Annotated in this window: 14 protein-coding genes; all 14 read left to right on the forward strand. The window is 33.1% G+C overall.

Features of this window, described 5'->3' with window-relative positions:
- The first annotated feature begins 321 nt into the window (after window positions 1–321).
- The 14 genes from F4694_RS02840 (at window position 322) to F4694_RS02900 (ending at window position 14,124) form a co-directional block, all read left to right on the forward strand.
- Window positions 322–2,148, forward strand: a complete 1,827-nt coding sequence (locus F4694_RS02840; RefSeq protein WP_179595375.1) for a polysaccharide biosynthesis protein — start codon at window positions 322–324, stop codon at window positions 2,146–2,148.
- Window positions 2,149–2,158: 10 nt separating this feature from the next.
- A complete protein-coding gene (locus tag F4694_RS31690; RefSeq protein WP_218895486.1) occupies window positions 2,159–2,350 on the forward strand; it encodes a hypothetical protein in 192 nt (63 codons plus the stop codon).
- Window positions 2,351–2,400: 50 nt separating this feature from the next.
- Window positions 2,401–2,736, forward strand: a complete 336-nt coding sequence (locus F4694_RS02845; RefSeq protein ID WP_179595376.1) for an XRE family transcriptional regulator — start codon at window positions 2,401–2,403, stop codon at window positions 2,734–2,736.
- A gap of 221 nt (window positions 2,737–2,957) precedes the next feature.
- Window positions 2,958–3,695 carry a sugar transferase gene (locus tag F4694_RS02850; protein WP_179595377.1) on the forward strand — a complete coding sequence of 246 codons (738 nt, stop codon included), beginning with the start codon at window positions 2,958–2,960 and terminating at the stop codon, window positions 3,693–3,695.
- Window positions 3,676–4,626, forward strand: coding sequence for an aldo/keto reductase (locus F4694_RS02855; RefSeq protein WP_179595378.1), 951 nt, complete (start codon window positions 3,676–3,678; stop codon window positions 4,624–4,626). Before F4694_RS02850 ends, F4694_RS02855 begins: the two co-directional genes overlap by 20 nt.
- Window positions 4,623–5,459 carry a transketolase gene (locus F4694_RS02860; RefSeq protein WP_179595379.1) on the forward strand — a complete coding sequence of 279 codons (837 nt, stop codon included), beginning with the start codon at window positions 4,623–4,625 and terminating at the stop codon, window positions 5,457–5,459. Before F4694_RS02855 ends, F4694_RS02860 begins: the two co-directional genes overlap by 4 nt.
- Window positions 5,441–6,460 (forward strand): transketolase family protein, encoded by a 1,020-nt coding sequence (locus F4694_RS02865; RefSeq protein ID WP_179595380.1) that lies wholly within the window; start codon window positions 5,441–5,443, stop codon window positions 6,458–6,460. The genes F4694_RS02860 and F4694_RS02865 overlap by 19 nt, the downstream gene beginning before the upstream one ends.
- Window positions 6,420–7,556 (forward strand): glycosyltransferase family 4 protein, encoded by a 1,137-nt coding sequence (locus F4694_RS02870; RefSeq protein ID WP_218895487.1) that lies wholly within the window; start codon window positions 6,420–6,422, stop codon window positions 7,554–7,556. The genes F4694_RS02865 and F4694_RS02870 overlap by 41 nt, the downstream gene beginning before the upstream one ends.
- Window positions 7,557–7,686: 130 nt before the next feature.
- On the forward strand, window positions 7,687–9,060 hold the full coding sequence (locus F4694_RS02875) for a nucleotide sugar dehydrogenase (RefSeq protein WP_179595382.1): 1,374 nt from the start codon (window positions 7,687–7,689) through the stop codon (window positions 9,058–9,060).
- A gap of 1 nt (window position 9,061) precedes the next feature.
- Window positions 9,062–10,054, forward strand: coding sequence for an SDR family oxidoreductase (locus tag F4694_RS02880; RefSeq protein ID WP_179595383.1), 993 nt, complete (start codon window positions 9,062–9,064; stop codon window positions 10,052–10,054).
- Window positions 10,055–10,073: 19 nt separating this feature from the next.
- Complete coding sequence (locus tag F4694_RS02885; protein ID WP_179595384.1) at window positions 10,074–10,853, forward strand: glycosyltransferase family 2 protein; 780 nt, start codon at window positions 10,074–10,076, stop codon at window positions 10,851–10,853.
- Window positions 10,854–10,857: 4 nt separating this feature from the next.
- The gene (locus F4694_RS02890; protein WP_179595385.1) at window positions 10,858–11,799 is read left to right on the forward strand and encodes an ATP-grasp fold amidoligase family protein; all 942 of its coding nucleotides are present in this window, start codon (window positions 10,858–10,860) and stop codon (window positions 11,797–11,799) included.
- 2 nt (window positions 11,800–11,801) lie between these two features.
- On the forward strand, window positions 11,802–12,962 hold the full coding sequence (locus F4694_RS02895; RefSeq protein ID WP_179595386.1) for a glycosyltransferase: 1,161 nt from the start codon (window positions 11,802–11,804) through the stop codon (window positions 12,960–12,962).
- Between the two features lie 16 nt (window positions 12,963–12,978).
- Window positions 12,979–14,124, forward strand: a complete 1,146-nt coding sequence (locus F4694_RS02900) for a CapA family protein (RefSeq protein WP_179595387.1) — start codon at window positions 12,979–12,981, stop codon at window positions 14,122–14,124.
- Window positions 14,125–14,136 lie beyond the last annotated feature (12 nt).

Raw genomic sequence — 14,136 nt, forward strand, 5'->3', positions numbered from 1 at the left:
TAAGAATTGATAATCAATTTAACTTTGGTGATGTCTCCTAACCGATATAAATGGAGGCACTCGGTCATACTGTGGGTTGAGATATACCTTAGACGCTAGTCGTCGAGAGTATGATGTGAGGCGGGGTTAAATGCCCCATATTTATATAAAGATCCTTAATTATGTGTTTTTTATCTAGAACATATAATTAAGATCTTTACATAAATAAAGGGGATGAAATGGAATGCAATAATAATTAGAGTTTTTGGAATTGACAGGAGCAAATAATACGTCCTGAGGTTAACTAGAAAGTAGTACAAACTATTAAATAAGGAGGTACCTATGTCCTATAGCCAGAGGTTATCGTTATTTATCATTATTGATTCAGGTTTTATCCTTACAGCAATATTTTTAAGTCGTTTTCTTGTTAGTTCAAATTTAAATACTATTACAAACCCAATGTTTGTGTGTGTGATGGCTCTTCTTTTAAGTCACCATTTTTTGTCATTTAAATTCAAACTTTACAAAAAATTATGGGAGTACGCGAGTATCGGGGAACTCCTTATTATTTTTAAAATTGTCACCATCTCGATTTTTTTTACGGCTGTGGTGCAGTTTTTGATATTAGATGAAATTGCCTTCAAGTTGCTTTCGGTTACATGGTCTTTACATCTTTTATTAATTGGCGGGTCTAGGTTTTGTTGGCGAATCTTAAGAGATTCCTATTTTTATAAAGAAAGTAATAAAAAGAGAACCCTTATTATTGGGGCAGGTTCCGCAGGGACAATGGTCGTAAGGCAACTTTTAAAGAATAAAGAGGCAGACTTAGTTCCTGTTGGATTTATTGATGACGATTTTCGTAAACATAATTTTGAAATTCTTGGCCTACCTGTCATGGGTGGAGTTAGGGACATTGAAAGGCTAGTTTACGATATAAATATCGATAACATAGTGATTGCAATACCATCTTTAAGTAAAAAGGAATTAAATATTATTTTTAATGAATGTGCTAAAACAAATGCTAGAACTCAAATTCTTCCAATGATAGAGGATATCATGACTGGAAAAGTTGGTGTTAATCAATTTCGTGATGTTCAGGTTGAGGACTTATTAGGAAGAGAACAGGTTATTTTAGATATGGATTCAATTTCTGAAGAAATTACGAATAAGGTGGTTCTAGTTACAGGAGCTGGAGGATCAATTGGCTCAGAAATATGTCGTCAAATATCGAACTTTAATCCCAAAATACTTGTTTTACTAGGTCACGGCGAAAATAGTATTTATTCCATAGAGGCAGAGTTGTTAGGGAAATTTGGATCCAGCAATATAGAATTTATAACGGAGATCGCAGATATTCAAGATGCTAAGAAAATGATGATAGTTATGGGCAAATACAGTCCTGACGTGGTTTATCATGCTGCAGCCCATAAACACGTTCCATTAATGGAGAGAAATCCCGAAGAAGCCATAAAAAATAATGTTATTGGAACCATGAATATTGCGAAAGCAGCCAGTTGGTATGGAGTAAAAACTTTTGTGATGATCTCATCTGATAAAGCAGTAAATCCAACAAGTGTTATGGGAGCAACAAAAAGACTTGGAGAAATGATGATACAACATTATAACAAAGAAAGTAACACTAAATTTGTAGCAGTTCGGTTCGGAAATGTACTAGGCAGTCGTGGCAGTGTAATTCCACTATTTAAAAAACAAATTGAAAAAGGTGGCCCTGTTACAGTTACAGATCCAGAAATGGTTCGTTATTTCATGACTATTCCGGAAGCTTCCAGACTAGTCATACAAGCAGGTGCATTGGCAAAGGGAGGTGGGATTTTTGTTTTAGATATGGGTGAACCAGTGAAAATTGTCGATCTAGCTAAGAATCTTATCAAATTATCTGGTTTTTCGGTAGAGGAAATTGGAATTGATTATACAGGAATTAGACCAGGAGAAAAATTGTTTGAAGAATTATTAAGGGATGATGAAGTAAATGAAATGCAAATCTATCCTAAGATTTATATAGGTAAAACTTCTGTACTGTCAATTAAAGAAATTGAGGAAATCTTATTAAGCTTCGAAGATATGGATAAAGATGAATTGAGAGAAAAGATTTTAAATCTAGCTAATAATATACCTATTCATAAAGAAGTTATGCCGGTTTCTAGTTAAAATAGTTTCGGTGATAGGTGAAAAAATTTTCAACTTCGTAAAAGGTGATGAAGGACTTATGGATAAATGTGAGATAACTAACGAGCAATTTAAGAAATTGGTGGAGGATATCTACACAATTGGTCATGATACAGAAACAATAGTAATTAGTGATTTTTTAAAGGTAGTAGAAAAAAAGATTCTTTCTTTGATTGGTAAATAAACTGTAAAGAGAACTGCCCATCCAAATTAAAGTATAAATGAGGTAAAAGGATGATCGGAAATAATATATATAAACTTCGAAAAAAAAGGGGACTTTCACTTTCTGAATTATCAGAGAGGTCTAGAGTTTCTAAATCATACTTAAGTAATATTGAAAGAAATTTAAATCAAAATCCATCTGTCCAAATATTGGATAGGATATCAGCTGTTCTTGAGGTAGAACTTAAAGATTTAATAAGAATAGACGGGAAACAGGGGACCAACTTACAAATTGATAATGAATGGATTGAACTTATTAAAGAACTAGAGTCATCAGGTATTCATAAGGATAAAATAAAAGAATATAAAACCCTAATAGAATTTATCAAGTGGCAAGAAAAGAATTAAATGTTGTTGGTTATATGAATTAGGGGGAAGATAGTTGGTAAAAGTTTGAAAAGCAATAATACCTGCCTCTGTACTAGGGACTAGATTTTTGCATGTGACAAAAGCAATGCCAAAGGAAACCGGTAGAGGGAAAACAGCAATTTGAGGTAGCTTCTAGTTTTTCAAAAGATAGAACAAAATAAGGAGTGATTGTTAAGTTTTGTTAATTAGGTGGGGTTTAGATGAGTGAAAAAATTAAACCATTCCAGGTTCAACACGAATCATTTAATTATGACTTAACGCGACTTGAAAAAAAGGTGAATGGAATTTACAACAAATTTTTAAAAAGAATAATAGGGTTAATTCTAGCATTGTTTATTTTTGTAGTATTGCTCCCTTTTTTTATTGCTGTATCAATTGCAATTATCATTGATTCTGGATTTCCTATTTTTTACAGAGGTGAAAGAGGCGGTTTGAATGGCCGTACCTTTAAAATTTATAAATTTAGGACTATGGTTAAGAACGCTGACAAAATTGGTGGAGGCACCACTGCTTTAAATGATAGTCGGATAACCAAGGTAGGGCATATTTTAAGAAAAACAAAACTTGATGAATTTCCTCAAATTTTCAATATTTTAAAAGGGGAAATGTGTTTTATCGGACCGCGGCCAGAATTAATTCGGTATACCTCACAGTATGATGGGGCTGAAGAATATATTTTAAAAGTTCGACCAGGAATTACAGATATAAGTTCAATTGAATTCATTAACCTTGATGAAGTGGTTGGATCGCAAAACGCAGATGAAATGTATGAAAAATATGTATTGAAGAGAAAAAATCATCTGAGAATTAAATATGCTGAGAAAATATCATTACTTTTAGATATTAAACTATTTTATTTAACTGTTATTAGAACGGCTAATAAAATGTTGAAGGTCATATTAAAGACGGAGGTAAAAGGTGGAAAAGGTGCTGCTTAGGAATTCAGATTTAAATGTTTCCAGATTATGTTTTGGCGGATGCCCTATGGGGGGCTACGGGTGGGGAGAGGTTTCCAAAAGTGAATTAATCAATGCGGTTAACCAAGCATTAGATCTTGGTGTGAATTTTTTTGACACAGCAGATGTATATGGTTTAGGTGAAGGGGAACAAACGCTTGGAAAAGCATTAGGTAAACATAGAAATAGGGCTATAATAGCGACTAAATTTGGAGTTAGAGTAAAAGATGGAAGAACATACTATGATAATTCACCTGAGTGGATTAATTTAGCTGTGAGAGAGAGTCTTAAAAGATTAGGAACTGATTATATTGATCTGTATCAGTTGCATTATCGTGATAGTAAAACCCCTATTAGCGAAGTTATTAGAGTACTAGAATCATTAAAAGAACAGGGGCTAATTAGGCAATACGGACTTTCAAATATAACAAAAGGTGACGTTAACGAACTTAAGCAACATATTGGAAAATTTGTAAGTTTTCAAGATGAATATAGTTTGGCGACTAGGATAAATGAGAGAGACATGTTTAAATTAGCACAAAAATTAGAACTCACACCAATTACATGGGGGAGCTTAGGTCAAGGAATATTAACAGGTAAATATGATCAGGATATTAAATTTGGTCCAAATGATAGAAGATCCAGGGATATTTATATAAACTTTCATGGTGAAAAATTAAAAAACAATCTTAAAATTGTTGAAGAAATAAAAAAAATATCGAGTGAAATTGGAAAACCGATTCCAGCTATAGCGATTCGATGGATATTAGATTACATACCTAATTCAGTGGTAATAACCGGTATTAAAAATAAAAAACAACTTGAATCTAATGCTAATGCTTTAGGTTGGGAATTAAGCAAAGAATATATAGAAAGTCTCGATAAAATTTCAAAAGAGGTAGTATTAATATGAATAGTGAAGAATTAGCCTGGAAAATAAAAAGACATGGTGTGGATATGACCCATATATCAAAAGGGTCCCATATTGGCGCAATCCTATCAGTCGCAGACATAATAGCTGTATTGTATTCCGACATTCTTAATTATGATCCTAAAAATCCTAATGATGACAAACGAGATCGTGTCATACTAAGTAAAGGCCACGCAGGGGCTGCTTTATATGCAGCATTAGCTGAATGTGGCTTTTTTGATGTTGCAGAACTAAAGACACATTATGCGAATGGTAGTAGATTATCGGGGCATATCTCTCATAAGGGTGTACCTGGTGTAGAGTTTTCAACAGGATCATTGGGACATGGGTTATCAGTGGGAGCTGGAATGGCACTAGCTGCAAAAAAAGACAATAAAGCACACAGGGTTTATGTTATTTTGGGTGATGGCGAATGTGACGAAGGTTCTATCTGGGAAGCAGCACTTTTCGCAAACCACTTCAAATTATTCAATTTAACTGTAATCATAGATCATAATAAAATGCAGAGCCTTACCTTTTGCGAGGATACTATTTCAAAGAGCCCTTTTGCAGACAAGTGGCGTGCTTTCGGTTGGAATGTAATTGAAGTTGATGGACATAACCATAGCAGTTTAAAAGAATCTCTTCAAATAAATAGTCAAAATAAAAAAGAACAAGAAGCTCCAACTTGTATTATTGCTCATACTATTAAAGGCAAAGGAATTTCTTTTATGGAAAATAATATACTTTGGCATTATAGAACACCGCAGGGCGAAGAATATGAGGCTGCACTTAGAGAATTGGAGGCAATTAAGCCATGCGAGATACTTTCATAAGAATCTTAGAAGATATAGCAAAAGAAGATCAAAATCTAATATTAATAACCGGTGACCTAGGATTTGGAGTTTTAAAGAATTACTGGGATACTTATCCGGAACAATTTATTAATGCAGGAATTGCAGAACAAAATATGACTGGTCTAGCAGCTGGAATGGCAATTGAAGGAAAAACGGTCTTTACGTACTCTATTGGAAATTTTCCTACAATAAGATGCCTCGAACAAATAAGAAATGATGCAGCTTATCATAATGCCAACGTAAAAGTTGTAGCAGTAGGAGGAGGATTTGCATACGGTTCACTTGGTATGAGTCATCATGCTACAGAGGATATTGCAATTATGAGAGCTTTACCTAATGTTACAGTCTTGGCACCCGGGGATATCAAAGAAACTGAAGAAGCTGTAAAAGCAATATACAAATGGCCTGGTACATGTTATTTACGTTTAGGTCGTGGGGGCGGAAAGCCAATTCATGAAGGAGCTATAGATTTTAAAATAGGGAAAGCTATTAAATTGTTAGAAGGAGAAACTGTTGCCATATTTTCAACTGGTGAAATCTTAGAAGAGGCAAAAAAAGGTGCAACTTTATTAAATAATATGGGAGTTAGTACAGGATTATTTAGTTTTCCAACTGTAAAACCAATAGATTATGAAACTATAATTCAATCTGCAAATAATGTAGATTTAATTATTACTGTTGAAGAACATAACATTATTGGAGGATTTGGAAGTGCTGTTGCTGAGGTATTAGCAGGTGTTCAAGGAAACCACGCACAACTAATAAGAATTGGGTTGGATGATAAATACTCTTCAATTGTTGGATCCCAAGAATATTTAAGAGATTGTTACGGTATTTCAGCTCAACAAATAGTTGATAAGGTAATTAATACTTTAAAAAGTAGGTATTCAATCAATGGAACGAAAGAAGATATGCATTATTACAACGGTATCTTTAACCATGAATCAATTTGTGATCTGGAGCCTAGAGGAACTAAATAAGAACGGTTTTGAAATCACACTTCTTTGCGATATGGATGAAAAATTTATTAAATCTATGCCAGCCTATGTTAATTGTATAAATGTTCCTATGACTAGAGGAATTGATTTTATTGGCTCAATTATGGCGATTATGAGGATGTATCGGATATTTAAAAAGGAAAAATTTAATCTTGTTCAGTACTCAACTCCTAATGCTTCCATGTATGCATCAATAGCATCCTGGTTGGCGAGAGTACCTATTAGGTTGTATTGTCAGTGGGGAATAATTTATGTTGGTATGTCAGGTATAAAACGTAGAATTTTTAAAGCAATTGAAAAACTTGTATGTAGTTTTTCTACAGATATACAACCTGATAGTCATGGCAACCTTAACTTTTCTAGGGTAGAAAAACTTTATTCAGAAGAAAGAAGTCGGGTGGTATGGAATGGCAGTGCGAGTGGTTTGGATTTAGATAAGTTTGATTACTTGAAAAAGGAAAAATTTAATTCTGAGATTAGGAAGAAATATAAAATTCCATCTGATGCAGTGGTAATTGGTTTTTTAGGTAGAGTAGGAAAAGAAAAAGGATTTGATGAATTAATAACTGCTTTTATTTCTATAAAAGAAAAATATAAAAATGTAAAATTACTTTTTGTGGGCCCAAATGAAAAGCCGAAAACCGTTAGTCCTAATTTACTAAAGTGGTTCGAAAATTCCAGTGATGTAATAAAGATTGGTTGGACGGATCAGACTGAAAAATACTTATCAGCTATGGATATGTTTGTTTTTCCAAGCTATCGTGAGGGGTTTGGTAATGTTGTGATAGAAGCAGAAGCAATGGCTATACCAGTAATTGCTACAGATATTCCAGGCCCTCAAAATGGACTCGTAGATGGAGTTACCGGTTACCTAGTTCCTAAGCAAACTGTAAATCCCTTAATTGAAAAAATTGAAGAACTAATAAGTAATAAATTATTAAGAGAACAAATGGGGCAAAGTGGAAGAAAGTATGTTAAAGAGAATTTTGATAATCAAATTCTATTAAAACATATAATTGAAAATCGTAACTGGCTTTTTGAAAGAAATAGTCCTTCTCATATCAAATATGGAAAATGATAAGAACCCAAATGATTTTAAATCATTTGGGTTCTTAATGTAAAAGAATTAATCGTGATAGAATTCGTACACCTTTAGTAATTCTATAAAAAATGAAGTTCAAATGAACAATTGAAGGGTAGAGTACAAAATGAAATTATACGAGTCTATTGAGAACAGGAAAGAAAAAATATCTGTAATAGGATTGGGGTATGTAGGTTTACCTTTAGCTATAACATTTGCGAACGTTTGTAATGTTGTTGGCTTTGATATTTCAGAGGAAAAAGTTAAAAAATATCAAAATGGTATTGATGTTACAAAGGAAGTAGGTGATCAAGCTCTGTATGAAACAACTGCATTATTTACTTCCGATGAAAAATTATTAAGAGATTGTAAATTTCATATAGTAGCTGTACCTACACCTATTAATCCTGATAAAACCCCAAATTTAAATCCAATAATAGGTGCAAGTAAAATAGTTGGTAGAAACTTGATTAAAGGCTCCATTGTAGTGTTTGAATCCACTGTATATCCAGGGGTAACTGAAGAAATTTGTGTTCCTATAATAGAAAGAGAGTCCGGGTTAAAATGCGGTGTAGATTTTAAAGTGGGATATTCTCCTGAAAGAATAAATCCTGGAGATAAAGTGCATAGATTAGAAAGTATCGTAAAAGTTGTATCTGGCATGGACGATGAATCATTAGATGTTATAGCTAAAGTTTATGAAATGATTATTAAAGCTGGTGTATTTAAAGCGGAAAGTATTAAGGTAGCGGAAGCAGCAAAAGTGATTGAAAATTCACAGAGGGATATTAATATAGCTTTTATGAATGAGCTTTCCATCATTTTTAATAAAATGGGAATAGATACCAATGCCGTACTTAAGGCAGCAAGCACAAAGTGGAATTTCTTGAATTTCTATCCAGGTCTAGTAGGTGGACATTGCATTGGTGTTGATCCGTATTATTTGACGTATAAGGCTGAGGAAATAGGGTATCATTCTCAGATAATTCTTTCAGGGAGAAAGATTAATGATGATATGGGAAAGTACGTTGCTGAGAATACAGTTAAAAACCTAATAAAGGCAAACAAACAAATAAACGGTTCAAAAGTAGGAGTTTTTGGTATTACATTTAAAGAAAATTGCCCTGATGTTCGAAATTCAAAAGTAATAAGCATTATTAAGGAATTGGAAGAGTATGGGATTGAGGTTCAAGTTGTTGATCCTGTTGCTGATAAGGATGAGCTTTGGAAGGAATATAAAATTAATCCTATCAGTATAGGGGATATAAATGATCTTGATGCCATCATTATAGCTGTACCTCATGAAGAATTTAAGAGTTTGGATTTAAAACTAATAAAAACCATGTATAGACAACGGGCAGAAGTCAATACAGACATTAGAGGTGGAGTAGCATTACTATCTAAAGAGTCTTTTGAAAAAGATGCTGTATTAATAGATGTCAAGGGATTATTTGATAGAAAGAAAGCAGAGAATATGAATTATTTATACTGGAGGCTATAAAATGGGCTACAAAAATATAAATTTCCTTACAGGTACAAAATTTTTAGTTACAGGTGCAGCAGGATTTATCGGCTCAAATATTGTTAATGCCTTATTAAATAAGGGGTATAAAGTAAGGGGAATCGATAACTTTTCAACTGGAAACATAGATAATATACAAAAACATCTAAGTAATCCTAATTTTGAGTTCGTAGAGGGTGATATTCGGGATTTTGATACATGTAAAGTAATTTGTACAAATATCGACTATGTTCTTCATCAGGCGGCTTTAGGATCAGTTCCGAGATCAATGAAACAACCATTAATATATGAAGAAAATAATGTAAAGGGTACGGCAAACATGATGGAAGCAGCAAGGATTTCTCATGTAAAAAGGTTTATATATGCATCATCATCATCAGTGTATGGTGATTCTCCTAACTTACCAAAAGTGGAAGGAGATGAAGGGAATTTACTTTCTCCATATGCTTTGACTAAAAAAATTAATGAGGAATATGGAAAACTTTATACAGATATTTATGGGTTAGAGTGTATTGGTCTTAGATATTTTAATGTGTTTGGCAAACACCAAAACCCCAACGGAGCATACGCAGCAGTGATTCCTAAATTTGTTAGTCAACTATTAGTAAATGATTCACCAACCATAAATGGTGATGGCGAACAATCAAGGGACTTTACGTACATAGATAATGTGATTGAGGCAAATTTAAAAGCTTGTTTAGCACCTTATGAAGCCTGTGGAAAATCTTTTAATATTGCTTACGGTGATAGAGAAAATTTAATGGATGTTTATAGAAAGATATCAACATTACTTGGTAAAGAGATAACACCTATTTTCGGACTTAATAGAGAAGGGGATATTAAGCATTCCATTGCTGATATAAGCGAAGCAAGGAATCTTCTAGATTATCATCCTGAATATGACTTTACAACAGGGCTCGAATTAACGATTGAGTGGTACAAGGAAAATTTATTAGGAGTGAAGAGCTATTAATAAAAAAATTTCTATAATTATGGGAATTTATAATTGTGCAGATACATTATCTCAAGCTATTGAATCAATTTTGGCTCAAACTTATAAAAATTGGGAATTAATTATGTGTGATGATGGTTCCACAGATGATACTGTCCAAGTTGCTGAGAATTATAGAAAAAGTTTTCCAGAAAAGGTTTTTTTAATAAAAAATAAAAAGAATTCCGGTTTGGCGGTGACATTAAACCACTGCTTAAAGTATGCAATAGGCGATTATATTGCAAGAATGGATGGAGATGACATTTCGGTTCCAGAAAGATTTGAAAAGCAAGTGGATTTTCTTGAAAATAATCCGGAATATGATCTTGTAAGTACTCTGATGATACCCTTCGATAATAATATTGAAGGAATACCTAGAGGTATTGATAAACAACCAGATATGTATTCTCTATTGACGAACGTACCGTTTGCACATGCTACGATAATGGCTAAAAGAGAAGTATATCAACAGCTGGGTGGCTACTCTATTTTAAAAAGGACCATAAGAGGACAAGATTTGGACCTCTGGTTCCGCTTTTATAAAGCTGGATTTAATGGCTACGTTCTACAAGAGGGTCTGTATAAAGTGAGAGAGGATATGAATAGTTTTAAAAGAAAAAAATTGATATATCGTATACATGAAATGCAAACTAGATTATATGGATATCGCCTATTAAACTTTCCTTTAAGATATTATCCTTTAGCGTTAAGACCAGTAATTGTAGGACTGATTCCACGACAGATAATGTTTTCATATAGGTCGAAAATATTAAAGGGATGATGAAATGGCAATAGTTAAAGAATTTAAGAAAAGATTTAGATGGGTGAAGAAAAACCCATGGATATTACTTGTTTGGAATGAAAGAAGACGGATACAGGGTGAGAAGGAAATAAAAAAGTATACGGATAAACAAGCAATAGATATACTCTATAAATCACACGTAAATCAAGTACCTAATCTTGATAATCCGACTAAGTTTAGTGAAAAACTTCAATGGCTCAAGCTTTACTACCGTGATCCATTAATGACCCAATGTGCTGATAAATACAGTGTGCGAGATTATGTAACTAAATGTGGATATGGTGAGATTTTAAATCCTTTAATTAATTCATATGAAAATGTTGACGATATCGATTTATCTGCTTTACCCGATAAATTTGTTCTAAAAGGAAGTCATGGTAGCGCCTGGAATATCATATGTAAAGACAAGAGTAAAATTAACTGGAGATCTTGGAAATTAATAATGAAAAGTTGGATGAGACAAAACCTATACTGGTATGGAAGAGAATGGGTTTATAAAGATATTAAACCAAGAATCATTTGTGAAGAATATATTGAGGATCAACTTGGCAGTCTCTTAGATTATAAGTTCTTTTGTTTTAATGGAGAACCGAAGTTTGTTCAAGTAGACGTAGGCAGGTTTGATAAACAAAATTATAGAAACTTTTACGATTTGGACTGGAATTTGCTTCCATTTGGAAAAGATATTCCCCATAACCCTAATATCAAATTTGAAAAACCTAAGAATTTTTCCAAGATGGTTGAGATTGCAAGAACATTGTCTCAACCTTTTCCTTATGTGCGAGCAGATTTTTATAATGTTAATGGGAAAATTTATTTTGGAGAGCTTACATTTTTCCCTGCAAGTGGTACTCCAGATTTCCGTCCATCTAAATATGACGAAATCGTTGGAAGCTGGCTTGTTCTACCTGAGAGGAATAATTGAATATGAGTACTGAGAGAGAAAAAATCAAGGTTTTGCATGTTGTAGGTACTATGAATACTGGCGGAGCAGAAATTATGTTAATGGATATTTATAGGAATATTTCTGCAAACGTAGAATTTGATTTTTTAGTTAATGTTAAAGCCAATAAAGATTTACCAAAAGGTGACTTTGATGAAGAAATTATAAAACGTGGAGGTAGGCTTTTATATGTTACTGCGCAGTGGGATTTAGGGATAACGAGATTTATTAAAGCCTTTAAACAAATCATAAAGGAAAATGGGAAACCTGATATTTTACATGTACATTTAAATTCTAAGGGGGGAGTTATTGCTCTTTGTGCTAGATTATGTAAAATAAAAAAAATTATTGTACATTCCCATGCCGATATTAACTATAGAGGTAGTTTATTAAAGGTATTACCTCATTTAATAGAGCTTAAATTCCAAAAAATTCTAATTAGCCTTTTTGCAACAGACTTATGGGCTTGTTCCAGACCTGCAGCAAAGAGTTTATTTTTTCCGTGGATTGAAAAAAAAGCTGTAATAATAAATAATGCAATAAATGTTTCATCCTTCTTAGAAGTTTCTAATGATACACGGACAAAAATTCGTGAAAGTATTAAGGCATTTGATAATAAAATTGTAATTGGTAATGTTGGAAGAATAAATAGATCAAAAAATATTGGCTTTTTAATTGAAATAATGAAAATACTTAAGGAGAAAGAAGTAGATTGTATTTTGGTTTGTGCAGGACGAATTGATGATGAACAATACATGAATGAAGTGAAATGGCAGATTGAGAAATTTGGACTTCAAGAACAAGTTGTGTTCTTAGGTAATAGAAATGATATACAAAATGTACTTTCCTCTTTTGATATTTTTGTTAGTCCATCCCGCCATGAAGGATTTGGAATGGTTGCTGCAGAAGCACAGGCATCTGGACTTCCTTGTGTTTTATCGGATGGATTTCCAAAAAATGTTGACATGGGACTTAATTTAGTTGAATTTATGGATGATTTTAATGCAGAAGAGTGGGCTGAGACTATTATGGATAAATTAAATTCCAAAATATTAGACAAGGAAAAAATATATAAAAAGCTGGCAGAACTTGGTTTTGATGTGGTCGAAAATACTAAAAGAGTTGAAGAGCTTTACTATAGTTAGTAGAGGAGATCAAGAAATGAAAAAAGATTCCAGTATTTTAATATGCGGAGACCTTTGTCCAACACCTGAAATGCAGATGTTACTTGCTAAAGAAAACGTGGAACCCGTTTTTAATAGGTTGATTCAAGAGTTTAATAAGTCTGATTTATTAATTGGTAACCTTGAAGCACCTTTTTTAGAACATGGTGATCCGATAATAAAAACAGGTCCTTCTTTTAAACTTATACCCGAAAGTATAAAAGGGTTTAAGAGTGTAGGATTTCAAGTTTTAGGTATGGCAAATAATCATATAAGGGATTATGGAGATGCGGGTGTTGCTCTATCTATGCAAATATGCAAGGAAAAGGGTATCTCATTTGTTGGCGCAGGGACAAATGAAAAAAATGCTAAAGCACCTTTGATTAAAAACGTTAATGGATGGAACGTAGGTTTTTTAGCTTATGCAGAACATGAATTTAATTATGCATCAGAGACAAACATGGGAGCAAATGCATTTGATCTATATTACAGTTTTGATGAAATTCGAGCATTGAAGCGGCAGTGTGATTATGTAATTGTCTTATATCATGGAGGGATTGAATACTATCAATATCCTAGTCCTGATTTGCAAAAGAAATCCCGCAGAATGATAGAGTCAGGGGCTGATATTGTTTTATGCCAACATAGTCACTGTGTTGGATGTGAGGAAAAATATCAGGGTGGAACAATCTTATATGGTCAAGGGAATACCTTGTTTGGTTATAAATCCAATTCCCAAACTTGGAATGAAGGGTTATTAGTTAGAATTAATTTATCAGATAGGGAAACGAATGTGTCGTATATACCTATTAAAGCTACAAAAACAAATGCAGTTGATCTATTGGATGATAGTACAGTCGATGATTTTATGAAAAGGTTTAATAAAAGATCTACGCAAATACTTAATTCAAGCTTTGTTAAAGAGTCATGGAAATCGTTTTGTCAGTCTAAACAGGCAGAATACCTGCCGATGCTTTTTGGTCATGGAAGAGTTGTCACGGCTATCAACAAAAGGGTTAATAACATTATAATAAAATTTTTCTATTCTAATAGAAGAACTCGCGTAGTTCATAATTTAATACGTTGTGAAGCACATAATGAGGTTGTCCAGACCAGTCTACGAAATTTTAATGCCGATAATTAGTAAAACAGAGGA

The organism is Neobacillus driksii (assembly GCF_013409995.1).
Taxonomy (GTDB): Bacteria; Bacillota; Bacilli; order Bacillales; family Cytobacillaceae; genus Neobacillus; species Neobacillus driksii.

Excerpts from the sequence above, each read along its gene's own strand:
- F4694_RS02840 (WP_179595375.1), top strand. The coding sequence starts at position 322 with ATGTCCTATAGCCAGAGGTTATCGTTATTTATCATTATTGATTCAGGT.
- F4694_RS02845 (WP_179595376.1), top strand. The coding sequence starts at position 2,401 with ATGATCGGAAATAATATATATAAACTTCGAAAAAAAAGGGGACTTTCA.
- F4694_RS02850 (WP_179595377.1), top strand. The coding sequence starts at position 2,958 with ATGAGTGAAAAAATTAAACCATTCCAGGTTCAACACGAATCATTTAAT.
- F4694_RS02860 (WP_179595379.1), top strand. The coding sequence starts at position 4,623 with ATGAATAGTGAAGAATTAGCCTGGAAAATAAAAAGACATGGTGTGGAT.
- F4694_RS02865 (WP_179595380.1), top strand. The coding sequence starts at position 5,441 with ATGCGAGATACTTTCATAAGAATCTTAGAAGATATAGCAAAAGAAGAT.
- F4694_RS02870 (WP_218895487.1), top strand. The coding sequence starts at position 6,420 with ATGAATCAATTTGTGATCTGGAGCCTAGAGGAACTAAATAAGAACGGT.
- F4694_RS02875 (WP_179595382.1), top strand. The coding sequence starts at position 7,687 with ATGAAATTATACGAGTCTATTGAGAACAGGAAAGAAAAAATATCTGTA.
- F4694_RS02880 (WP_179595383.1), top strand. The coding sequence starts at position 9,062 with ATGGGCTACAAAAATATAAATTTCCTTACAGGTACAAAATTTTTAGTT.
- F4694_RS02885 (WP_179595384.1), top strand. The coding sequence starts at position 10,074 with ATGGGAATTTATAATTGTGCAGATACATTATCTCAAGCTATTGAATCA.
- F4694_RS02890 (WP_179595385.1), top strand. The coding sequence starts at position 10,858 with ATGGCAATAGTTAAAGAATTTAAGAAAAGATTTAGATGGGTGAAGAAA.
- F4694_RS02895 (WP_179595386.1), top strand. The coding sequence starts at position 11,802 with ATGAGTACTGAGAGAGAAAAAATCAAGGTTTTGCATGTTGTAGGTACT.
- F4694_RS02900 (WP_179595387.1), top strand. The coding sequence starts at position 12,979 with ATGAAAAAAGATTCCAGTATTTTAATATGCGGAGACCTTTGTCCAACA.